This window comes from Rhodoferax sp. OV413, assembly GCF_900104385.1.
Lineage (GTDB): Bacteria > Pseudomonadota > Gammaproteobacteria > Burkholderiales > Burkholderiaceae_C > Rhodoferax_B.
Map to the genome: position 1 here is coordinate 971,975 of NZ_FNJA01000001.1, position 20,138 is coordinate 992,112.

Consider the following 20,138-nt stretch of genomic DNA (forward strand, 5'->3'; position numbering starts at 1 on the left):
TCTTGTCCACAGAGTTACTGTTAAACTTTCAGCCACATTCCCTGGTAACTTTGTGTCCTCACCGGCAACCTCCACCACCATCCATTTGAGCGACTTGCGCCTGGATTCCGCTTGCGCGTTGCTTCAAAAGGGCGATACCTTGGCGGATGCAGCCGACCCGCTGGCGTATCTGCAGGAGATGATCGATGGGCTGTGCGAGCTGTCCCTCAAAGACCCGCTGACCGGCTTGTCCAACCGCCGCCACTTCAACACCGTGCTCGAAGCCGAGGTGGACCGCGTGGCCCGCTCAGGCGAAGCGGCGTTGCTGCTGCTGATCGACATCGACCACTTCAAGAGCGTCAACGATACCTATGGCCATCCGGCCGGCGATGAAGTGCTGCGGGTGGTCGCAAGAACCCTGCAGGGCTGTGTGCGGCCGATGGACACCCTGGCGCGCTATGGCGGCGAAGAATTTGTGGTGGTGCTCCCAGCCTGCCAACCGGCTTTTGGCGAAGCTGTGGCCGAGCGGATTCGCCGCACCATAGAGACCACACCCATCAGCATCTCGCCCAGCGTGGACCTGAACGTCACCATCAGCATCGGTGGTGCTTTTGCGCTGCAGTGGATACGTTCCACCACCGAGCTATGGACCGACCGCGCGGACCAGCAGCTGTACCAGGCGAAAACCACCGGGCGGAATCGCCTTTGTCTCGAGGTCCAACCCGAAAGCAATGTCAGCGCCGAAGAGAAAAATTTGTTGTTTGGTCACTTGTCTGCCACAGAGCCGGCCTGGATTGATATGACGTCCGGCACTGTCGTAGACAGTGCTGCACAAAGGTAAGCCGTGATGAACAACATTCTGAATTCCCCCATCGCAAGCTCCGTGCTCGGTGCAAAAGTATTGGCCGTCACCAGCGGCAAGGGCGGCGTGGGTAAAACTTTTGTTTCGGCCAATCTGGCTGCAGCGCTGGCCAAGCGCGGGCGCCGGGTGCTGGTGCTGGATGCCGACCTGGGCCTGGCCAATCTGGACGTGGTGCTGAACCTGCACCCCAAGATCACGCTGCACGACGTATTCACCGGCAAAGCCACCCTGGATGAAGCGATTGTGAAAGCCCCCGGTGGCTTTTCGGTGCTGCTGGCGGGCTCGGGCATGGTCGAGTATTCCCGCCTGACCCCCGAGGTGCGCGACGAGTTCCTGCAGGTGATCCGCAGCCTGGTGCCGCGCTTCGACGTGCTGCTGCTCGACACCGGCGCAGGCATCTCCGATGTGGTTCTGTTTGCTGTCTCGCTGGCTTCTGAAGTACTGGTGGTGGCCACCCCCGAACCCACTTCACTGACCGATGCCTACGCGGCCATCAAGGTTCTGGCCACCCAGCAAAAGCGCCAGCATGTGCGGATGGTGATCAACCAGACGGCCCGTCCTGGCGATGGCCGGGCCATCACCACGCAGTTGCAGCAGGTACTGGACCGGTTTGTCACCAACGGCACCGGGCGCTCGATACGCTTGATCCATGTGGGTGATATTCCGGCCGATCCTTCGGTGCGCGAAGCCGTGATGCGCCGCCAGCTGCTGATGGTCAACACCCCGGGCTGCCCCGCGGCCCTGGCGGTATCCGAGTTGGCCCGCAAGCTCGACGAAACCGTGATCTCGCCCGCCGAATCCAGCGGCGCCAGAACCTAAAAAGCTGTTTTAAGCATCGGCTGCGACGGGGTCTTCAGCGCCGAACAGCGTCACCTTGTCGCGGCCATGCTGCTTGGAGTGGTACATCGCGCTGTCGGCGTTCTTGGCCAGTTGGATCTCATCCAGCCCATGCTGGGGGTAGATGGCGACGCCGGTACTTGAGGAGATGTAAGCCATTTGGCCAGGAGCCACCAGAAAGCTCTGGTTGAGTGCATGGCGAATCTTCTCGGCCACGGACAGCGCATCGGCCGCATCCTGCACCGTAGGCAACAGCACTACAAACTCATCGCCACCGATACGTGCCACCGTGTCCGATGCCCGCACGCAGTCATGCATGCGCTGGGCTACCGCCTTCAGCAAGACATCGCCGGCGGCGTGGCCCAGCGTATCGTTGACCGGCTTGAAATGGTCCAGGTCCACATACAGCAAGGCCAGGTGCCCGCGGTTGCGGTTGGCCTGGGAAATCGCCTGCTTGAGCCGGTCGTCGAACAAGGCCCGGTTCGGCAAACCCGTCAAGGTGTCGTGCTGCGCCATATGCGCCATGCGGTCTTCAATCGCCTTGCGGCCGGTGATGTCGCGTATCACCCCCACAAAGCAGGCCACGCCCTTGAAGGTCGCCGGCTGGGCCGACAGGATGCCGACGATGTTCTGGCCGGCCTTGCTGACCAACGCCACCTCCAGGTTTTCACAAAACTGGTGCTCGGCCAGCTCGTTGCGGTAGCGCCGGCGGTCTTCGGGCGTTTTCCAGATGGGCAAGGCACCAATTGAGCGGCTGACGACATCGCTGCGTTCGTAGCCGGTCATGGCGGTAAAGCCTTTGTTGATGTCGATGATCAGGCCGTCGGCCTGCTGGGTGATCACCATGCCGTCCGGGCTGCTGTCGAAGATCAGCTCGAAGTGCTCCTTGGTTTCGCGCAGCTCGGCCGTCATGTGGGTCGCCACCACCATGGTGCGGGCCCGGTCGGTGATCAGCACCCAGGTCAGCAAGGACAGCAATACGCTCAACACCACGCCGTTGCGCGCAATGATCTGCGCGTTGTTGCGGATGCGCGGCCCGCCCTCGGTCACCTGCGGCACCACCGCCAGCGTCCAGGTCTGCCCCGCCACCTGGATGTATTCCAGCGTGCCGGCGGCCGGCTGCTCCCCGCCATTTGCCGGCGGGTTCGAATCGAACATCAGCGAACTGCCGCTGAGCTCAATACCGTCAAAAATCCGCACGGCCACGGCGTTGCCCGCATGGTCGGGCAAACCGGCCATCCACACATCCATGCGGCATGGCGCAACCACCCAGCCCAGCAGATTGGCGCGCCGGGCCTCCAAGGTATCGGTAGGCGCATCATGGTGGTAAATGGGCACAAACATCACGAAACTCGCCTGGGGACTGGCCCCCGTTTCCACCAGCTGCGTCAGCTTGCCAGTGATGGCGGCGCGGCCGGAATCGCGGGCCCGCTCCATGGCGGCACCGCGCATGGGGTCGGCCAAAAAATCGAATCCGAGGGTGCGCACATCAAACGCAATTGCCGGCTCCAGCTGCACCAGTGGCGCCATGTACTTGCGGTCGCCGTCCGGCCGGATGTCATAGCCCCGGTAACCCAGGGCGTGCATCTCCAGCACATGGTTGGCGCGCTCTGACCCGTCCAGCAAAGGCGCCCAGCCCAGCCCTTCCAGACCTGCTACATCCGCCCCCAGCTGCAAGGCATCCACGTAACGGGTAAAGGCTTCGCGCCCCACTGACTGCGCGGCGGTAAACAGGCCTTGCACGCCCCGCAGCACCTGCTCCTGGGCCCGCATGCGTTGCTCTACCCGCTCGGCAAAGGCCTGTACATTGGCGTCGTCACGGGACCGCTGGTCAATCACGGCGTTGCGCGATTCGTATTGCCACAGCCAATACGTGGTACCCAGGGACAGCAAAAACACCAGCGCGGCACCGCACAGGTGCTTCAGCCATTTGTCCGGATATTTCAAGATCAAACCACCATCCTAGAAAACCACCATATCTCGGGCCAGCGCGGGCGGAAAGTATTTCTGGAAAATCCGCAGCACTGTGCCGTCATCGCGCAGCGACTGCACGACGGCGCTCCATTTCTGCTGCTCGGCGGGTGTGATGGACTTCTTCGACATGATCAGACCGTGCGGCACGGGTGGATCGTTGAACTCGAGGATGCGGGTGTTGTCCTTGATGCTGCTGGTCTGTACGTCGCCAATATCGAAAGGTTCGATCACCATGGCCTGGATACGCCCCAGCGCCAGCACCTGGTACAGCGGCTCCAGGCCCGAGGCGTAGCTGACCCGGCCAGCCTCCGCCAGGCGGTCCACCATGCGGTTGGCGCTGCTGCCGTAGCGAAAGCTGCGGATCACCCCCAGCTTCAACGCAGGTTGGTCCTCGAAGTCGGCCAGTTTCTGCACGTTGGCGCTCTTGTGCACCAGCAAATAGTATTTATTCGAAAAATACCAGGCGAAAGCGGCGAACTTGTCCCGCTCCTCGGTGGTGATACCCGACAGGCTGAAGTCCAGCGCACCCGATTCGATCAACTGCCAGATGCGCGCCCGTGGCAGCACGCTGACTTGCAAGGTGCAGCCACTGCGCTGGGCCAGTGCATCGGCAAAGTCTTTGTCTATGCCCGTATTGGTATCGGCCGAATACAGCACACCATGCACATGCAAGGCCAAGGTCAGCGGACGTGAGCAGTCTGGCCGATCGTCTGCAGCCCAGCCCAACGTGCCGAAAGCAGCCAAAACGATGGCGCAACAAGCATGGCGGAGCGAGGAATACATCGTCGTATACAGAGGAGACAACATTGGCCTTGCGTGTAAAGAATCGTTAACAACTATACCGTGAGCCACCCACCTTGTGTGCGCTCAGAGAGACCTGTCTCAGACGGAAATAATCCAACCCTCCAACCTATCCATGGCCTTCGGCAAGCCATAACAGGGCACCCCGGCCGCATGCTGCTGCGCCGCCCAGCCCGCCTGCAACATGCACAGCACGGCATCCAAGGCATCGCCACTGGCATCGGCTACCAAAGCCTGCCGTTGGGCCGCGCTCAGCTGCAGGCGCAAACCCAGGCGCACCGGGCCATGCGGGCCCTGCCCGGCCTCCAAGGCCTGCACCAAATCACGGCGGGCCTGCGCGCGTTGCGGCGTCTGTTTGGCCTTGTCATCGCTTTTATAGCTGCGCCGCCCGGTACCCCGGGCACCAGCTTGCCAACCATCCAGCACTTCGCGTGCCAGCAGGCCCGGATAACCCTCCAAAGCCACCCGTTGGGTGTCGCCAAGGTGCAGACCAGGGAAATCCACCCCGGCATCCAGCAACAGTGGCACACCGGCGTGCAGCATGTAGGCGACGGGGGGATTCACCCATTTCATCGACGGGCTGGAGCCCGCCAGGTGGTCGCAGGCGCGGTGGGCAAACTTCTGGCCTACCGGCCGGGCAGTGCAGAAAGCCGCAAACTGGTCGCGGATCTGGCGCCGGTCCAACCCCGCCATGTGGCGGATGCAGGCATGCCAGTCCCTTGGCCACCCCAGGGTTTCGACCAGGCTGCGTGGCAAACCGAACGGTAGATCAAAAGCCCCCACCCAGGTACGCGGCTGGGCCAGCACGGCGGCGAACGCCTGCAGGGAGTGCAAGCGCTGCAGCTCCTGTAAAACCACGGTGCCATCGGCGACTTCACCCCAGGCCAGCACGATATGTTTGCGCGGGCTGGGGCTGCTGGAAAAATCGCAACCCAGAAGCTGTGCTGCCGACATGCCTTAGCCCAAGGCCAGTGCCGCCACGCCGGCGGCAATGCAACCAGCCCCCAGCAGTCGGCTGCTGCGCTGGCCCTCGCCAGGCAGGGCCGAGAGCAGCATCGACATCTCGCGCGCCGGCTCCACATGCGAAAAAGGCACGGTTTGCACCACCATCAACACCAGGCACAGAACAAAAGCAGACATGCAAAAAGTCAAAAACCCGCAAGTCGGCGACGGCTTGCGGGTTGGATGGAGAGATACCGGCGCGTTAAACCCGGCCCACGATCGATGCGGTGGCCATCAGCTCTTCGAGCAGGGCCAGCGATACCTTGCCGGACACCGAGTAGGGGTCGAGCTCGGGCTTTTCGGCGTACTTCAGCAGAATTGACTGGTTCAGCTTCAGGATATTCACCTGGCCCATGGTCCAGCCGCCAAAGCGGCGCTCGGAGATTTCTTCAAAGTGCAGCAAAGCCACGTCCTTGTGCCGCACATCGCGCTGGATATGGCCGTACAGCTCATTCACCGGCATGCGTCCGCCTTCGATGGCTTGCAAGAAGATGCCGCCGCCGTAGCAAAGAATGCCGGTAATGCCGCAGGTCGGGTTGTATTGGCGCGACTGCGCCAGGATGGCTTCGATGGCGGCGGGGCTGGTATCCAGCGCGCGGCTGGCGTAGAGCAGGCGTACAAGCATGGCGTTAGCCCTTTCTGGGGATGAGGGACAAAAATTCGCGGCGCAGGTTCGGGTCTTTCAAGAAAGCCCCGCGCATCACCGAGTTGATCATCTTGCTGTCCATGTCCTTCACGCCGCGCCAGCCCATGCAGTAGTGGCTGGCTTCCATGACGATGGCCAGGCCGTCGGGCTGCGTCTTTTCCATGATCAGGTCGGCCAACTGCACTACAGCTTCTTCCTGGATTTGCGGGCGGCCCATGATCCATTCGGCCAGACGCGCATATTTGGACAGGCCAATGACGTTGGTGTGCTCGTTGGGCAAGACCCCGATCCAGATATTGCCGATGACCGGGCACAGGTGGTGCGAGCAGGCGCTGCGCACGGTGATCGGGCCGACGATCATCAGCTCGTTCAGATGCTCGGCGTTGGGGAATTCGGTGATGGTCGGTGCACTGACGTAGCGGCCCTTGAACACCTCTTTCAGGTACATCTTGGCCACGCGGCGCGCGGTGTTCTCGGTGTTGTGGTCGCGCTCGGTGTCAATGACCATGCTGCTCAGCACGCCCTGCATCTTGACGGTGACTTCATCCAGCAAGGCATCCAGCTCACCTGGCTGGATGAATTCGGCAATGTTGTCATTGGCGAAAAAACGCTTGCGGGCGGCCACCAGCCGCTCGCGGATCTTGACGGAGACGGGCGTGCCCTCTCCGTCGCGGACATCGGCCGGCGCATCGGAATTCATAGCTTCAGGTGTTTTCATTAACATACAAGAATGGTAGCAGGGCAGGCAAGTTGGCTGCTGGCAGCGCCGGCAATGCCCTTTTCGCGGCCCGCTGCCGCCCTACCCTTGCTCGCTCCTGTATCTATAGCGCCTTCCGCAATACTTATAAGCGCTACAGCCTGTTTTTCTATCAATTCCTACGCAGGCCCGGGCTTAGAAGGTATGCACCAGGCCGGCGGACAGCCCGGTGGCATTGCGCTTCGCGGCCGCTAGCTGGTAGCCGGCTTTCCAATGGCTGCGGTCCAGCTCCGTGTAAACACGGCTGCGTTTGGACAGCTTGTATTCCAGGAAGGCCACGCTGCGTTGGAAGCCGTCATCTGCCAGCGCGGTGCGCGAGCGGCTGACCCGGTAATGCGCGAGCACCAGGTCCAGACTGTCGCCCAAAGGCAGGCTGCCGCCCAGGCCCAAGGTCTTGTTGCGGGTCTGCGCCGTGGTGCTGGTGTCCGCATGGCTGCTGCCATAGCTCAGCGACAGCTTGCCGCTGCCGAGCTTGGCGCTGATACCCCCCAGGTAGGCCTTCAGCTCCAGATCGGTCGCACTTTTGAACTGCGTATAGCCCAGGGCCGCGCTGTAGTCGCCCGACTGGTAGCCCAGGCCCAGGCCGGACGAAGACAGCTTGCCGTGGCTGCCAGCTTGCTCGCCGAACGCATGCATGGCCCGCAGGCTGAAATCCCCTACGCGCCCCACCGCCTTGGCGGAGTTATCCAGCCGGTAGGCGCCCGTGCTGGCACCCGACGGGCCGTATTCGATGCCCAGGCGGTGCGCGCTCAGGCCGGCAATGCTGACATTCGGGTTGAAGCTGGCAAAGCGGCTGCCCAGCGGATCGATCTGCCCGACCACGTCGGCCAACACCGTGGTTTGCCGGCCCAGGGTGAGGGTGGCGGCGTCGGTCTGCACGCCAACGTACGCAGCCCGGTCGAACAGCTTGCTGGTGTTCGCACTCGCGCCGGTATCGATATTCACGCCCGACTCCAGGTTGAAGACGGCCCGCAGACCGCCTCCCAGGTCCTCCGACCCTCGGAAGCCAAATCGGCTGGTGGTGTTGACCCCGCTGCTGACGGCGGCAGCCGTGCCGGCCGAAGCCGCATTGGCGGCATCCAGGCCGCTGGTGTAGCGCAGGCTGGCGTCCGCCACACCGTAGAGGGTGATGCTGCTTTGGGCGTGGGCGGCGCAAGCGCAGGCCAGCAGCGACAGTGCGGCCAGCGGACGAAGTAGGGGTTGGTGTTGCATCAAGGCTCAGTCTCCAGGTAGTTGATCGTTGTAAGGACGCGCCCCCCACCGGGCGGGATGCGGGTCGCGGCGATCATGCCCACGGCAGACACATTCACCAATTGCAATATTTGCCATGATTGGTGCATGCACGACACCAATTTACGGACGGATTGCTTAAACAATGGGCAGATGTGGGGCCACGTGATAATCGGCACATGCTTGGCCTTGCGCCACAGCGCTACCCGCGTCTGGCAGCGCCCGCAACTGCGGGGCCCCGGTAAGCAATGCTCCCGAGACAAAAATCCCCCTACAGCCCTATGAAAAACCTCGATTTACTCAACACCCGCGAAGACTGGTATGCGGCATTTTTTGCGGGCGACACCGAATTCATGGCCAGCGTGCAGGCCGACACGTTCTGCGTGGTGCATGCAAATGGCGTGCAGTCCAAGTGGGAACAGCTGCACGGCATCTCGCGCGCCGTAGAGGCCGACCTGTGGTTCCCCGACAGCGCCTACAAGCAGGATGCCCAGCTGTCGCTGCAGAACCATGGCGACTTTTCCGTAGTCTCTGGCCTGAGCCACACCTGGATCGACGACACCGAGCACAGCCGGGTGTTCTTCAGCGAACTCTGGCGCCAGAACGCCCAGGGCTGGCAGCTGATGCACCTGCACTTCACGCCGGCACCGGAAACCGCTGCGGCCTAAGCCCCTGCCTCACTGAACCGGCGCGCCGCCCTCGAACCACTGCTTGACCAGCGCGCGCTCGGCATCGGTGATGCCGGTGGCGTTGTTCATCGGCATCACGCGCGTCACCACCACCTGCTGGTACACGGCCTGCGCATGCTGCTGCACGGCAGCCGCTGAATCCAGGCGCACGTTCTTCATCTGCACCTGCTCGCCGTGGCACATATAGCAGCGCTGGGCCAACACTGGCTGCAGTTTTTCATAAGAAATAACGGCTTTGGCGCTTGTTCCAGCTGCGCTACCAGCTACTGAATTTGTAGCGGCCTGCGGCGCGGGTTGCATCCAGACAATCACGCCCACGATCACCACCAGCCCGGCCAGCGCATAGCCGACCGGATGGCGATTGCGGCCCAGCAGGTAGCCGTGGCGCAGCACGAAGAACTGGCGGATCGCCGCGCCGGCCAGCATCATCAGCACCAGCACCAGCCAGTTCTGCGGATGGGTGTAGGTAAAACTGTAGTGGTTGCTCAGCATGGCAAACAGCACTGGCAAGGTGAAATAGGTGTTGTGCACGCTGCGCTGCTTGCCGCGCTGGCCGTGGATCGGGTCGACCGGCTGGCCGGCCTTGATGGCCGCCACCACGGTGCGCTGGCCGGGGATGATCCAGAAGAACACATTGGCGCTCATGCTGGTGGCGATCATCGCCCCGACCAGCAGAAACGCCGCGCGCCCGGCAAACCAGTGGCAGGCCAGCCAGGAGGCCAGGCACACCAGCACCGCCACCAGCGCGCCCACAATCGCGTCGCCGTGCTTGCGCTTACCGAACAGCTGGCAAATGCTGTCGTACAGCATCCAGAACACCACCAGAAAAGAGAGCGCCACGCCAATCGCCGCGCCGGGCGACCAGTTCATTAGCGACTTGTCGATCAGATAGGTGCTGGCGTTCCACAGGTAGGACACGGTGAACAGCGAAAAGCCGGTCAACCAGGTGGAATAGCTCTCCCAGTAGAACCAGTGCAGATGCTTGGGCAGCTGCGGCGGCGCGCCAGCGAACTTGACCGGATGGTAGAAGCCACCGCCATGCACGGCCCAGAGTTCGCCGCTGACGCCCTGCTTTTTCAGATCTTCGTCGACCGGCGGCGTCAGGCTGCTGTCCAGAAAGACGAAGTAGAACGACGAGCCTATCCAGGCAATCGCGGTAATGACGTGGACCCAGCGCAGCAGCAGGTTGGCCCAGTCGAGGTAGTAGCTTTCCATATATCACTCACCCTTGGCAGCGCGCGGTGGCGCTGCTTGTTTCTCTGTCCACCACTGCGGGCACTGTGGGCAGAAATAAGGCCACGAACAAAAGCTGGGAGAGAAAGCCTTGCGCCGCTGCGACCTGAACCTGCGATTCTATGGAGTAATGCTTTGCAACAACTGTGCCGCAACCGCAACCGCAATCACCTCGGGCTCCTTGCCCGCAATGCCCGGCACGCCAATCGGGCAGGTCACCTGGGCCAGCTCGGACTCCAGGAAGCCGCGGGCCAGCAGCCGCTGGCGAAAGCTCGCCCATTTGGTCCGGCTGCCGATCAGGCCGATAAACGGCAGGTCCGCCTGGCTGCGCTGGCGCTGCAGGCAGGCGGCCACGATGTCCAGGTCTTCCGCATGGCTGAAGCTCATGATCAGCACCCGGCTGCCGGGCTGCAGGTCGTGCACCGCCTGGTGCACCGGGTCGGAATGCTCGCAAACCACATTGCCTGGCAGCTCGGCGGGAAAGATGCCGTCACGGCTGTCGATCCAGGCCAAGGCAAACGGCAGCCGCGCCAGCACCTGGGCCAGCGCATGGCCCACATGGCCACCGCCGAACAAGGCCACGGGTGTGTAGTGGGCGCTGAGGCGGCTGCGCAGCCGCTCGCTATCAGCCTGGGTGACAGTTTCAAAGCGCAGATGCACCACGCCGCCGCAGCACTGCCCCAGGCTGGGGCCCAGCGGGTAGCGCAGCACATCCATCCCCATGCTGCCACCCAGCCGGGCCTGTGCCTCGGCAATCGCCTGGAACTCCAGGTTGCCGCCGCCAATCGTGCCCACCAGCTGGTCGCCGCGTACGGCCATCCAGGTGCCCGGCCCCCGCGGCACCGAGCCTTGGGTAGACTCCACACTGACCAGCACAGCGGGGCCTGACTGCAGCAGCTGGAATAAGTCGTCGGTATTTTTCACACGCGCAGTATGCATGGACGCAAGCACCACCACACCATGAATCCCCACACCTCCAAATACCTGCCCAGATACCTTCGCTTGGCTCTGGCTGCCGGCACGGCCACGGTGGCCAGCCTGCTGGCCGGCTGCAGCTCGGCGCCCGCGCCCGCCACACCCGGCCCAACGATTACGCCGGTCACGCCCGATGCCGCGGCCAAGCCCAGTGTGCCGGCCCCCGCGCCCCTGGCAGCCCCGCCCAAAATCTCCAACGCGTCCACGCCGCGCGACTACCGGCGCGATGCCGCCCGCCATGTGTATGAACGCAATGCCAGCCGCATCTACCAGGGCAAGATGCAGCCCAACCTTTACGCCATCGGCGTGCTGGAGGTGAACCTGGACCGGCAAGGCCGGGTCACCGGCCTGCACTGGATGCGGGCGCCCAAGCATGCACCCGAGGTGATTCGCGAGATCGAGCGCACGGTGCGCGAGGCCGCGCCGTTTCCACCACCTTCGCGCATGGGCAAGGTGGTCTATACCGATACCTGGCTGTGGGACAAGAGCGGCCAGTTCCAGCTGGATACGCTGACCGAAGGCCAGCTGTAGCCCTAGGCCCGAGCGCAGTTACTCTAGCTTCAGGTTCTGCGTCTTCACGACGTTGCGCCAAGCGCGGTAGTCGGCTTCGATGAAATGGCCGAGCAGCGCCGGTGAGCCGGGCGCTGCATCCACCGCGTCGGCCTTGAAGCGGGCCACCACCTCGGGCATGGCCACCACCTGGTTGATGGCCGCGTTCAGTTGGTTGACGATGGCCGCGGGCGTGCCGGCCGGGGCCATCAGCGCAAAGTAGTTCACCACGTCGATGCCCGGGAAGCCGGCTTCGGCCATGCTGGGCACATCGGGCAGCGCGCTGGAGCGCTTGGCGCTGGTCACAGCCAAGGGCCGCACCCGGCCGTCCTTGATGAAAGGCAGCAACGCCGGGATGGTGCCGGTGACCAGCTGCACATGGCCGGCCAGCATGTCCATGGTGGCCGGGGCCACGCCGCGGTAGGGAATATGGGTGATGAAGGTGCCGGTGCGGGCCTTCAGCAGCTCCAGCACCAGGTGGTTGACACCACCGGCGCCGGCCGAACCGTAGTTCAGCACGCCGGGCTGCTGCCGCGCCATGCGCACCAGCTCCTTCATGTCGCGCGCCGGCATCTGGGTATTGGTGGCCCAGACCAGCGGGCCGCTGGCGATCATGCCCACCGGCACAAACTGGGTCAGCGGATCGTAGTGGGCGCTGGGCATGGCCGCCGCCACCGTGGTGAACGGCGAGGCCACCAGCAGCAAGGTATAGCCGTCGGCCGGGGCCGCCGCCACCGCCTGCGTGCCGATGGCGCCCGAGGCGCCGCTGCGGTTCTCGACCACGAAATTGGCGCCCATCACTTCGCCGAGTTTTTGCGCCATCAACCGTCCCATGGCGTCGGTGCCGGCACCGGGTGCGAACGGTACGACGATCTTCACCGGCTTGTCGGGATACGCCGGACGCGCATCCGCCGCCCAGCCACTTGCTACAGAAAACGTAGCTACTGCCGCAAGCAGTACCTGCGCCAACAGCCTATTTTTGATAAATTTCATGACCATCCCAAAACAATCGATGGGGCGGATTGTGTGGCGAAACCAAGTCAGCGGCGTGACACCGGCTAGCTGCCGCGGTAGGTCGAATAGCTCCAGGGACTGACCAGCAGCGGCACGTGGTAGTGCTGGCGGGTGTCGGCCACGCCGAAGTCCAGGCTCACTTTGTTCAGGAAGTTCGGTTCGGGCAAGGCCACGCCACGGGCTTTGAAATAAGCCGCCACGTCGAACACCAGGCGGTAGGTACCGACCTGCAGGGTGCTGTTGTCGAACAGCGGTGCGTCGGTGCGGCCGTCGGCATTCAGCAACAGGCTTTGTAACAACCGGCTGTTGTCGCCCTGGGTTGCATACAGCGCAACCGCCATGCCCGCCGCCGGGCAGCCGTGCATGGTATCCAAAACGTGTGTGCTCAGTCCCATACTTTTGTCCTCACATAATCAAACATTTATCAGTCCGCAAATTTGTATACAGTATGAAAATTTGCGCTATTATCTTGTGATGGAATCCACCACCACGAACACCAACACCATCGTTGAAGCCCTGACCAAAGCGATTGTGGAGCACAGGCTGCACCCGGGCACCAAGCTGGCCGAACAAAAACTGGCCGACCACTTTGGCGTCTCGCGCACCCTGGTGCGCCAAGCGTTGTTCCAGCTGTCGCAAAACCGCCTGATCCGCCTGGAGCCTGCGCGCGGTGCGTTCGTGGCAGCGCCCTCGGTGGCCGAGGCGCGGCAGGTATTTGCGGTGCGCCGCATGCTGGAGGCCGAAATGGTGCGGGCCCTGGTGCGCGACATCACGCCCAGCAAGATCAAAGCCTTGAAAGACCAGGCCGCCACCGAAAAAGCCGCGCTGAAGGACAAGGACCTGACCAACCGCACCGAGGTGCTGGGCAACTTCCACCTGCGCATGGCCGAGCTGCTGGACAACGATGTGCTGGTACAAATGATGGTCGAGCTGCTGTCGCGCTGCTCGCTGATCACCCTGATGTACCAGACCGACAACGCCTCTGAACACGCCTGCGACGAGCACGATGCGCTGATCCAGGCACTGGCCGCCAAGGACGAAGCCCTGGCCGTGCAAGTAATGGACGAGCACCTGAAGAGCGTGGAAGCCGGCCTGACCTTCGACCGCAAGATTCCCAGCAACGACATCGCCATGGCTTTGGCCTGACTTGTGCTTGAGACAGCCCATGACCGAGACATCCGCACCCTACCCTCGTGACCTCGTCGGCTACGGCCGCAATGTGCCCCATGCGCAATGGCCCAACCAGGCCAAGATCGCAGTCCAGTTCGTCCTCAACTACGAAGAAGGCGGCGAAAACAGCGTGCTGCACGGCGACGCGGCATCCGAAACCTTTTTGTCCGAGCTGATCACCGCCCAGCCCTTCCCCGACCGCCACATGACCATCGAGTCCATGTACGAATACGGTTCGCGGGTCGGCTCCTGGCGCATCCTGCGCGAGTTCGAAAAGCGCGGCCTGCCGCTGACCATCTTCGGCGTATCCATGGCCTTGCAACGCCACCCCGAGCTGACCCAGGCCTTTGTTGACCTGGGCCACGAAATCGCCTGCCACGGCTGGCGCTGGATCCACTACCAGAACCTGCCCGAAGCCACCGAGCGCCTGCACATGGAAGTCGGCGCCGAGATCATCCGCCAGATGACCGATGGCCAATGGCCGCAAGGCTGGTACACCGGCCGCGACAGCCCGAACACCCGCCGCCTGCTGGCCGACCAGGGCGGCTTTGCCTACGACAGCGACTACTACGGCGACGACCTGCCGTTCTGGCTGCCCACCACCAAGAGCGACGGCACGGTAGAGCCGCGCCTGGTGATCCCCTATTCGCTGGACACCAACGACATGCGCTGCGTGCAGGTGCAGGGCTTCAACACCGGCGACCACTTCCTGCAGTACCTGAAAGACAGCTTTGACGTGCTGTATGCCGAGGGCGACGAAGCCCCCAAGATGATGAGCATCGGCATGCACTGCCGGGTGCTGGGCAAGCCCGGCCGCTTTGGCGCGCTGCAGAAGTTTCTGGACTACGTGCAAAGCCATGAGCGCGTATGGATCTGCCGCCGCATCGACATTGCCCGCCACTGGCAGCAAGTACACCCCTATCGCCCCGCCCCCACCGTTTGATTTGCATGGCACTGACGCTCGCCTTCCTCAACACCGCTCCCCAAGACGAGGTACTGCAGCAGCTGCCCGGCTTGTACGAGCATTCCCCCTGGATCGCGGCCAAAGCCCTGGAGGCCCGGCCGTTCCAGTCGCTCGCACAGTTCAAGCACGCCATGGTCCAGGTGCTGGCAGCCGCCGGCACGCAAGCCCAGCTGGACCTGATCCGCGCCCACCCCGAACTCGCCGGCAAAGCGGCAGAGCCGCTGACGGCCGAATCTAGCCATGAGCAAAACCAGGCCGGCTTGACACGCTGCACGCCCCAGGAGCTGGCCCAGCTGCAGCAGCTGAACGCCGACTACCTGGCGCGCTTCGGCTTCCCGTTCATCCTGGCGGTGCGCGGGCCACGCGGCACCGGCCTGCGCAAGCAGCAGATCATCGACACCTTTGTGCGGCGGCTGCGCAACCCGGCAGACTTTGAACACGCCGAGGCTTTGCGCAACATCCACCGCATCGTCGAGATCCGGCTGAACGACGCGTTCGATGCGCACCCGGCGCTGGGCAACCTGGTCTGGGACTGGCAGGAAGAATTGAGCGTGCACACCGACCCCGGCTACGCCGAGCAAGGCCAGCTCACCGTCACCTACCTGACCGACGCACACCGCGCCTGCGCCGCCCAGATCGCCCAGACCATGCGCGACTGCGGCTTCGACACGGTGGCCATCGACGCGGTCGGCAACGTGGTGGGCCGCTACCACGCCGCCACGCCCGACGCCAAGACCCTGCTGACCGGCAGCCACTTTGATACCGTGCGCAACGGCGGCAAGTACGACGGCCGGCTGGGCATTTATGTACCCATGGCCTGCGTGCGCGAACTATCCCGCCAAGGCCTGCGCCTGCCCTTCCACTTTGAAGTGGTGGGCTTTGCCGAAGAAGAAGGCCAGCGCTTCAAAGCCACCTTCCTCGGATCGGGCGCGCTGATCGGCCACTTCAACCCCGACTGGCTGGACCAGACCGACGCCGACGGCATCTCCATGCGGCAGGCCATGGCGCATGCGGGTTTGCGGCCGGAAGACATTCCGGCGCTGCAACGCAAGCCGGCCGACTATCTGGGCTTTGTCGAGGTCCACATCGAGCAAGGCCCGGTGCTCAACGAGCTGGATATTCCGCTGGGCGTCGTCACCTCTATCAACGGCAGCGTGCGCTACACCGGTAAGGTGGAGGGCGTGGCCTGCCACGCGGGCACCACCCCGATGAACCGGCGCCGCGATGCCGCCACCGCCGTGGCTGAGCTGGCGCTGTATGTAGAGCAGCGCGCCGCCCAGGACGGCGACTCGGTCGGCACCATGGGCATGCTGCAGGTACCCAATGGCTCGATCAACGTGGTGCCAGGTGCATGCGCATTCAGCCTGGACCTGCGCGCGCCCAACAATGCCCAGCGCGATGCCCTGGCCAACGATGTGCTGGCCGCGCTGCAAAGCATTTGCGACCGCCGCGGCCTGCGCTACACGCTGGAAGAAACCATGCGCGCCGCGGCCGCGCCCAGTGCGCCCGCCTGGCAGCAGCGCTGGGCACAGGCGGTGCAGGCACTCGGCGTGCCGCTGCACCTTATGCCCAGCGGTGCCGGCCACGACGCGATGAAGCTGCATGAGGTCATGCCCCAGGCCATGCTGTTCGTGCGCGGCCAAAACGCCGGCATCAGCCACAACCCGCTGGAGAGCAGCACCAGCGACGACATGCAGCTCGCCGTCGAGGCTTTTTCCCATCTCTTGAACCATCTTTCCGTTCCATGACCGCTATCAACGCTATCAACGCTATCAACGCTATCAACGCTTACGCCCCGCTCGATGCCTGGATTGACCAGCATTTCGATGAACAAGTCGCCTTTCTGCAAGCGCTGATTCGCGTCCCCACCGACACCCCGCCGGGCAACAACGCACCCCATGCCGACCGCGCCGCCGAGCTGCTCGAAGCCATGGGCCTAGCAGTAGAAAAGCACCCGGTACCGGCCGCCGCAGTAGCCGCCGCTGGCCTGCAATCCATCACCAACCTGGTGGTACGCCGCGCCTACGGCCCCGGCAAGACCATTGCGCTGAACGCCCACGGCGACGTGGTGCCACCGGGCGAGGGCTGGACCCACGACCCGTACGGCGCGGAAATCGCCGACGGCAAGATCTATGGCCGGGCCACCGCCGTCAGCAAGGGCGACTTCGCCAGCTTCACCTATGCAGTGCGGGCGCTGGAATCGCTGGGCCTGCCTTTGAAAGGCGCGGTCGAGCTGCACTTCACCTACGACGAGGAATTCGGCGGCGAAGTCGGCCCGGGCTGGCTGCTGAAGAACAAGATCGTCAAGCCCGATCTGATGATTGCCGCCGGCTTCTCTTACCAGGTGGTCACCGCCCACAACGGCTGCCTGCAGATGGAGGTCACGGTACACGGCAAGATGGCCCATGCCGCCATCCCGACCAGTGGTATCGATGCGCTGCAGGGCGCGGTGCACATCCTGAACAGCCTGTATGCGCAAAACGCGCTGTACCAGAAGGTCACTTCCGCGGTGGAGGGCATCACCCACCCTTACCTGAACGTGGGCACCATCGACGGCGGCACCAACACCAATGTGGTTCCCGGCAAGGTGGTGTTCAAGCTGGACCGCCGCATGATCCCGGAAGAAAACCCGGTCGAGGTCGAAGCCAACATCCGGCAGCTGATCGCCGATGCAGCCGCCAGCCAGCCCGGCATCACGGTAGATATCAAGCGCCTACTGCTCGCCCATTCGATGCAACCCCTGCCCGGCAATGCGCCGCTGGTCGAAGCCATCCAGAAGCACGGCCTGGCGGTGTTCGGGGAGCCGATTCCCGCCACCGGTACGCCGCTGTACACCGACGTGCGGCTGTATGCGGCGGCCGGCATTCCTGGGGTGATCTATGGCGCCGGCCCACGCACCGTGCTGGAGTCGCATGCCAAGCGTGCCGACGAGCGCCTGGACCTGGAAGACCTGCGCCGCGCCACCAAGGTGATTGCCCGCACCCTGGTCGATTTGCTCGCATAACCCCATACACGTTTTGCATAGAGTAGGTAGTCTCCACGGGGACTATCGACCATGGCTTGCGTTAGGCTTACACACCTAATAAATCCACCGAGGACACAATGGCTAAAGACATTTCGCCCGCAGAAATGGCGCTGCGCGACGCAGCCCGCGAATACCACTGCACCCCTACCAAAGGGAAAATTTCGGTCAACGCGACCAAGCCACTGTCCAACCAGCGCGACCTGTCGCTAGCCTATTCCCCCGGTGTTGCCTACCCCTGCCTGGACATCGAGCGCGACCCCTCGCTGGCGGCCGAATACACCTCGCGCGGCAACCTGGTCGGCGTGATCACCAACGGCACGGCCGTGCTGGGCCTGGGCAATATCGGCCCGCTGGCGTCCAAGCCGGTAATGGAGGGCAAGGGCTGTTTGTTCAAGAAGTTCGCCGGCATCGATGTGTTCGACATCGAGCTGGCCGAGAACGACCCCGACAAACTGGTCGACATCATTGCCGCCATGGAGCCGACTCTGGGCGGCGTGAACCTCGAAGACATCAAAGCCCCCGAGTGCTTCTACATCGAGCAAAAGCTGCGCGAACGCATGAACATCCCGGTGTTCCATGACGACCAGCACGGCACGGCCATCATCTCTTCCGCTGCCCTGCTCAACGGCCTGGAGCTGGTGGGCAAGAAGATCGAAGACGTGAAGGTGGCGGTATCCGGCGCCGGCGCGGCAGCCATTGCCTGCCTGGACGTGATGGTCGGCCTGGGCGTGCAACGCAAGAACATCTTTGCCTGCGACTCCAAGGGCATCATCTACCAGGGCCGCCCCGGCGGTTTTGACGCCTCCAAAGAGCGCTATGCGCAAGACACCTCGGCCCGGACCCTGGCCGACGCGGTCAACAACGCCGACGTGTTCCTGGGCTGCTCGGCCGCGGGCGTGCTGACCGCCGAAATGGTCAAGACCATGGCACCCAAGCCCATCATCCTGGCGCTGGCCAACCCCGAGCCCGAGATCCGTCCCGAGCTGGCCAAGGCGGTGCGCCCCGACTGCATCATCGCCACCGGCCGTTCGGACTACCCGAACCAGGTCAACAACGTGCTGTGCTTCCCCTACATCTTCCGCGGCGCGCTGGATTGCGGCGCCACCAAGATCACCGAAGCCATGAAGCTGGCCTGCGTGCGCCAGATTGCCGACCTGGCCAAGGCCGACATCAGCGAAGAAGTCGCCGCCGCCTACTCGGGCAAGGAGCTGGTGTTCGGCAGCGAATACCTGATTCCCACGCCATTCGACTCGCGCCTGATCCTGCGCATCGCACCCGCCGTGGCCAAGGCCGCCGAGGAATCCGGCGTGGCAACCCGTCCGATCAAGGACATGGAAGCCTACCGCCAAAGCCTGATGCGCTTTGTCTACCAAACCGGCATGTTCATGCGCCCGGTGTTCAGCGCCGCCAAGGCCGTGCCCGCCAATGCCAAACGCGTGGCCTATGCCGAGGGCGAAGACGAGCGCGTGCTGCGCGCCGCCCAGCTGGCGGTGGACGAAAACCTGGCCCACCCCATCCTGATCGGCCGCCCGGCCGTCATCGAGGCCCGCATCCTCAAGGCCGGCCTGCGCATCCGCGTCGGCACCGATGTGGAAGTGGTGAACCCCGAGGACGACGCCCGCTTCCGGCAGTACTGGGAAACCTACCACCGCCTGATGGGCCGCCGCGGTGTGTCGCAAGACGTGGCCAAGGCTGCGGTGCGCCGCTCCAACACCACCATCGCCGCGCTGATGGTGCGCCTGGGCGATGCCGACGCCATGCTGTGCGGCCTGCTGGGCCGCTACGAAGGCCATCTGCAACACGTGCGCGACATCATCGGCCTGAAGAAAGGCGCCTCCGGCTTTGCCGCACTCAACGCGCTGATGCTGGAAAAGCACACTCTGTTCATCACCGACGCGTTTGTGAACGAAGACCCGACCGCCGAAGAGCTGGCCAGCATTGCCGTGATGGCCGCCGACGAGGTGTCGCGCTTCGGCCTGCCGCCCAAGGTGGCGTTCCTGTCGCACTCCAACTACGGCTCGTCGGACCGCCCCTCGGCCCGCAAGATGCGCGCGGCCCACGAGCTGTTCAAGGCCATGGCGCCCGACATCGAGTCCGATGGCGAACTGCAAGGCGACGCCGCCCTGTTGCAGCCCCTGCGCGAAGCCGCTCTGCTGGACGCCGAAACCAATTTGCACGGTGAAGCCAATCTGCTGGTCTGCCCTAACCTGGACGCTGCCAACATCCTGTTCAACGTGCTCAAGGTCACGGGCGGTAACGGCGTTACCGTCGGCCCCATCCTGCTGGGTGCGGCCGCATCGGCCCACATCCTCACACCCTCGGCCACGGTGCGCCGGGTGGTCAATATGACGGCCCTGGCCGTGGCGAACGCGTCGACGTTCCGCAAGTAAGCCCCGACGCGGCGAGAAGCCACCCTCTTGAAAAGCGCACT

The 20,138-nt window shown here is 63.7% G+C and carries 20 protein-coding genes; 9 read left to right on the plus strand and 11 right to left on the minus strand.

Features of this window, described 5'->3' with window-relative positions; all coding sequences use genetic code 11:
• Positions 1–52 precede the first annotated feature (52 nt).
• Positions 53–820 (plus strand): GGDEF domain-containing protein, encoded by a 768-nt coding sequence (locus BLT66_RS04450; protein WP_092756093.1) that lies wholly within the window; start codon positions 53–55, stop codon positions 818–820.
• A gap of 6 nt (positions 821–826) precedes the next feature.
• Complete coding sequence (locus BLT66_RS04455) at positions 827–1,660, plus strand: MinD/ParA family protein (protein ID WP_092756095.1); 834 nt, start codon at positions 827–829, stop codon at positions 1,658–1,660.
• A gap of 9 nt (positions 1,661–1,669) precedes the next feature.
• Here BLT66_RS04455 and BLT66_RS04460 read toward each other — a convergent pair whose 3' ends face one another.
• From BLT66_RS04460 to BLT66_RS04490, 7 genes are all read right to left on the minus strand, one after another.
• Complete coding sequence (locus BLT66_RS04460; protein WP_092756097.1) at positions 1,670–3,631, minus strand: sensor domain-containing diguanylate cyclase; 1,962 nt, start codon at positions 3,629–3,631, stop codon at positions 1,670–1,672.
• 9 nt (positions 3,632–3,640) lie between these two features.
• Positions 3,641–4,435 carry a substrate-binding periplasmic protein gene (locus tag BLT66_RS04465; RefSeq protein ID WP_092756099.1) on the minus strand — a complete coding sequence of 265 codons (795 nt, stop codon included), beginning with the start codon at positions 4,433–4,435 and terminating at the stop codon, positions 3,641–3,643.
• Positions 4,436–4,534: 99 nt separating this feature from the next.
• On the minus strand, positions 4,535–5,407 hold the full coding sequence (locus BLT66_RS04470) for a DUF429 domain-containing protein (protein ID WP_092756101.1): 873 nt from the start codon (positions 5,405–5,407) through the stop codon (positions 4,535–4,537).
• A gap of 3 nt (positions 5,408–5,410) precedes the next feature.
• The gene (locus tag BLT66_RS04475; RefSeq protein ID WP_369821572.1) at positions 5,411–5,593 is read right to left on the minus strand and encodes a hypothetical protein; all 183 of its coding nucleotides are present in this window, start codon (positions 5,591–5,593) and stop codon (positions 5,411–5,413) included.
• Positions 5,594–5,657: 64 nt separating this feature from the next.
• Positions 5,658–6,080: a BLUF domain-containing protein gene (locus BLT66_RS04480; protein WP_092756104.1), complete on the minus strand. Its 423-nt coding sequence runs from the start codon at positions 6,078–6,080 to the stop codon at positions 5,658–5,660.
• Positions 6,081–6,084: 4 nt separating this feature from the next.
• On the minus strand, positions 6,085–6,819 hold the full coding sequence (gene folE, locus BLT66_RS04485) for a GTP cyclohydrolase I (protein ID WP_092756106.1): 735 nt from the start codon (positions 6,817–6,819) through the stop codon (positions 6,085–6,087).
• Between the two features lie 174 nt (positions 6,820–6,993).
• Positions 6,994–8,070, minus strand: coding sequence for a porin (locus tag BLT66_RS04490; RefSeq protein WP_092756108.1), 1,077 nt, complete (start codon positions 8,068–8,070; stop codon positions 6,994–6,996).
• 299 nt (positions 8,071–8,369) lie between these two features.
• On the opposite strand from BLT66_RS04490, the gene BLT66_RS04495 reads away from it, so the two are divergent.
• Entirely contained in the window at positions 8,370–8,756 is a 387-nt protein-coding gene (locus tag BLT66_RS04495) for a nuclear transport factor 2 family protein (RefSeq protein ID WP_176954957.1), read from the plus strand.
• 9 nt (positions 8,757–8,765) lie between these two features.
• On the opposite strand, the gene BLT66_RS04500 is transcribed toward BLT66_RS04495, so the two are convergent.
• Both BLT66_RS04500 and xdhC read right to left on the minus strand, forming a co-directional pair.
• Entirely contained in the window at positions 8,766–9,992 is a 1,227-nt protein-coding gene (locus tag BLT66_RS04500; RefSeq protein WP_092756111.1) for a urate hydroxylase PuuD, read from the minus strand.
• 138 nt (positions 9,993–10,130) lie between these two features.
• Positions 10,131–10,949 (minus strand): xanthine dehydrogenase accessory protein XdhC, encoded by an 819-nt coding sequence (xdhC, locus tag BLT66_RS04505; RefSeq protein ID WP_176954958.1) that lies wholly within the window; start codon positions 10,947–10,949, stop codon positions 10,131–10,133.
• Between the two features lie 21 nt (positions 10,950–10,970).
• Between xdhC and BLT66_RS04510 the strand changes: the two genes are divergently transcribed.
• On the plus strand, positions 10,971–11,516 hold the full coding sequence (locus tag BLT66_RS04510; RefSeq protein WP_176954959.1) for a hypothetical protein: 546 nt from the start codon (positions 10,971–10,973) through the stop codon (positions 11,514–11,516).
• 18 nt (positions 11,517–11,534) lie between these two features.
• Here BLT66_RS04510 and BLT66_RS04515 read toward each other — a convergent pair whose 3' ends face one another.
• Together BLT66_RS04515 and uraH are read right to left on the minus strand one after the other, a co-directional pair.
• On the minus strand, positions 11,535–12,527 hold the full coding sequence (locus BLT66_RS04515) for a tripartite tricarboxylate transporter substrate binding protein (protein WP_255406765.1): 993 nt from the start codon (positions 12,525–12,527) through the stop codon (positions 11,535–11,537).
• 65 nt (positions 12,528–12,592) lie between these two features.
• A complete protein-coding gene (gene uraH, locus BLT66_RS04520) occupies positions 12,593–12,943 on the minus strand; it encodes a hydroxyisourate hydrolase (RefSeq protein ID WP_092756117.1) in 351 nt (116 codons plus the stop codon).
• Positions 12,944–13,022: 79 nt separating this feature from the next.
• Between uraH and BLT66_RS04525 the strand changes: the two genes are divergently transcribed.
• The 5 genes from BLT66_RS04525 to BLT66_RS04545 all read left to right on the plus strand — a co-directional run bounded on the left by BLT66_RS04525 (position 13,023) and on the right by BLT66_RS04545 (position 20,097).
• Positions 13,023–13,694: a GntR family transcriptional regulator gene (locus BLT66_RS04525; RefSeq protein ID WP_092756119.1), complete on the plus strand. Its 672-nt coding sequence runs from the start codon at positions 13,023–13,025 to the stop codon at positions 13,692–13,694.
• Between the two features lie 19 nt (positions 13,695–13,713).
• Positions 13,714–14,661: an allantoinase PuuE gene (gene puuE / locus BLT66_RS04530; RefSeq protein WP_092756121.1), complete on the plus strand. Its 948-nt coding sequence runs from the start codon at positions 13,714–13,716 to the stop codon at positions 14,659–14,661.
• A gap of 5 nt (positions 14,662–14,666) precedes the next feature.
• On the plus strand, positions 14,667–16,430 hold the full coding sequence (uraD, locus tag BLT66_RS04535) for a 2-oxo-4-hydroxy-4-carboxy-5-ureidoimidazoline decarboxylase (RefSeq protein ID WP_092757015.1): 1,764 nt from the start codon (positions 14,667–14,669) through the stop codon (positions 16,428–16,430).
• Positions 16,427–17,686: a M20 family metallopeptidase gene (locus tag BLT66_RS04540; protein ID WP_176954960.1), complete on the plus strand. Its 1,260-nt coding sequence runs from the start codon at positions 16,427–16,429 to the stop codon at positions 17,684–17,686. The genes uraD and BLT66_RS04540 overlap by 4 nt, the downstream gene beginning before the upstream one ends.
• A 98-nt stretch (positions 17,687–17,784) precedes the next feature.
• A complete protein-coding gene (locus BLT66_RS04545) occupies positions 17,785–20,097 on the plus strand; it encodes an NADP-dependent malic enzyme (protein ID WP_092756123.1) in 2,313 nt (770 codons plus the stop codon).
• Positions 20,098–20,138 lie beyond the last annotated feature (41 nt).

What these genes read in the sequence shown, in the direction of transcription:
- BLT66_RS04525 (WP_092756119.1), top strand. Translation starts at nt 13,023, where the DNA reads ATGGAATCCACCACCACGAACACCAACACCATCGTTGAAGCCCTGACC.
- BLT66_RS04545 (WP_092756123.1), top strand. Translation starts at nt 17,785, where the DNA reads ATGGCTAAAGACATTTCGCCCGCAGAAATGGCGCTGCGCGACGCAGCC.
- uraH (WP_092756117.1), bottom strand. Translation starts at nt 12,943, where the DNA reads ATGGGACTGAGCACACACGTTTTGGATACCATGCACGGCTGCCCGGCG.
- BLT66_RS04515 (WP_255406765.1), bottom strand. Translation starts at nt 12,527, where the DNA reads ATGAAATTTATCAAAAATAGGCTGTTGGCGCAGGTACTGCTTGCGGCA.
- BLT66_RS04495 (WP_176954957.1), top strand. Translation starts at nt 8,370, where the DNA reads ATGAAAAACCTCGATTTACTCAACACCCGCGAAGACTGGTATGCGGCA.
- BLT66_RS04470 (WP_092756101.1), bottom strand. Translation starts at nt 5,407, where the DNA reads ATGTCGGCAGCACAGCTTCTGGGTTGCGATTTTTCCAGCAGCCCCAGC.
- BLT66_RS04490 (WP_092756108.1), bottom strand. Translation starts at nt 8,070, where the DNA reads ATGCAACACCAACCCCTACTTCGTCCGCTGGCCGCACTGTCGCTGCTG.
- BLT66_RS04510 (WP_176954959.1), top strand. Translation starts at nt 10,971, where the DNA reads ATGAATCCCCACACCTCCAAATACCTGCCCAGATACCTTCGCTTGGCT.
- BLT66_RS04500 (WP_092756111.1), bottom strand. Translation starts at nt 9,992, where the DNA reads ATGGAAAGCTACTACCTCGACTGGGCCAACCTGCTGCTGCGCTGGGTC.
- BLT66_RS04540 (WP_176954960.1), top strand. Translation starts at nt 16,427, where the DNA reads ATGACCGCTATCAACGCTATCAACGCTATCAACGCTATCAACGCTTAC.
- BLT66_RS04480 (WP_092756104.1), bottom strand. Translation starts at nt 6,080, where the DNA reads ATGCTTGTACGCCTGCTCTACGCCAGCCGCGCGCTGGATACCAGCCCC.
- BLT66_RS04455 (WP_092756095.1), top strand. Translation starts at nt 827, where the DNA reads ATGAACAACATTCTGAATTCCCCCATCGCAAGCTCCGTGCTCGGTGCA.
- folE (WP_092756106.1), bottom strand. Translation starts at nt 6,819, where the DNA reads ATGAAAACACCTGAAGCTATGAATTCCGATGCGCCGGCCGATGTCCGC.
- uraD (WP_092757015.1), top strand. Translation starts at nt 14,667, where the DNA reads ATGGCACTGACGCTCGCCTTCCTCAACACCGCTCCCCAAGACGAGGTA.
- puuE (WP_092756121.1), top strand. Translation starts at nt 13,714, where the DNA reads ATGACCGAGACATCCGCACCCTACCCTCGTGACCTCGTCGGCTACGGC.
- BLT66_RS04465 (WP_092756099.1), bottom strand. Translation starts at nt 4,435, where the DNA reads ATGTATTCCTCGCTCCGCCATGCTTGTTGCGCCATCGTTTTGGCTGCT.
- xdhC (WP_176954958.1), bottom strand. Translation starts at nt 10,949, where the DNA reads ATGCATACTGCGCGTGTGAAAAATACCGACGACTTATTCCAGCTGCTG.
- BLT66_RS04475 (WP_369821572.1), bottom strand. Translation starts at nt 5,593, where the DNA reads ATGTCTGCTTTTGTTCTGTGCCTGGTGTTGATGGTGGTGCAAACCGTG.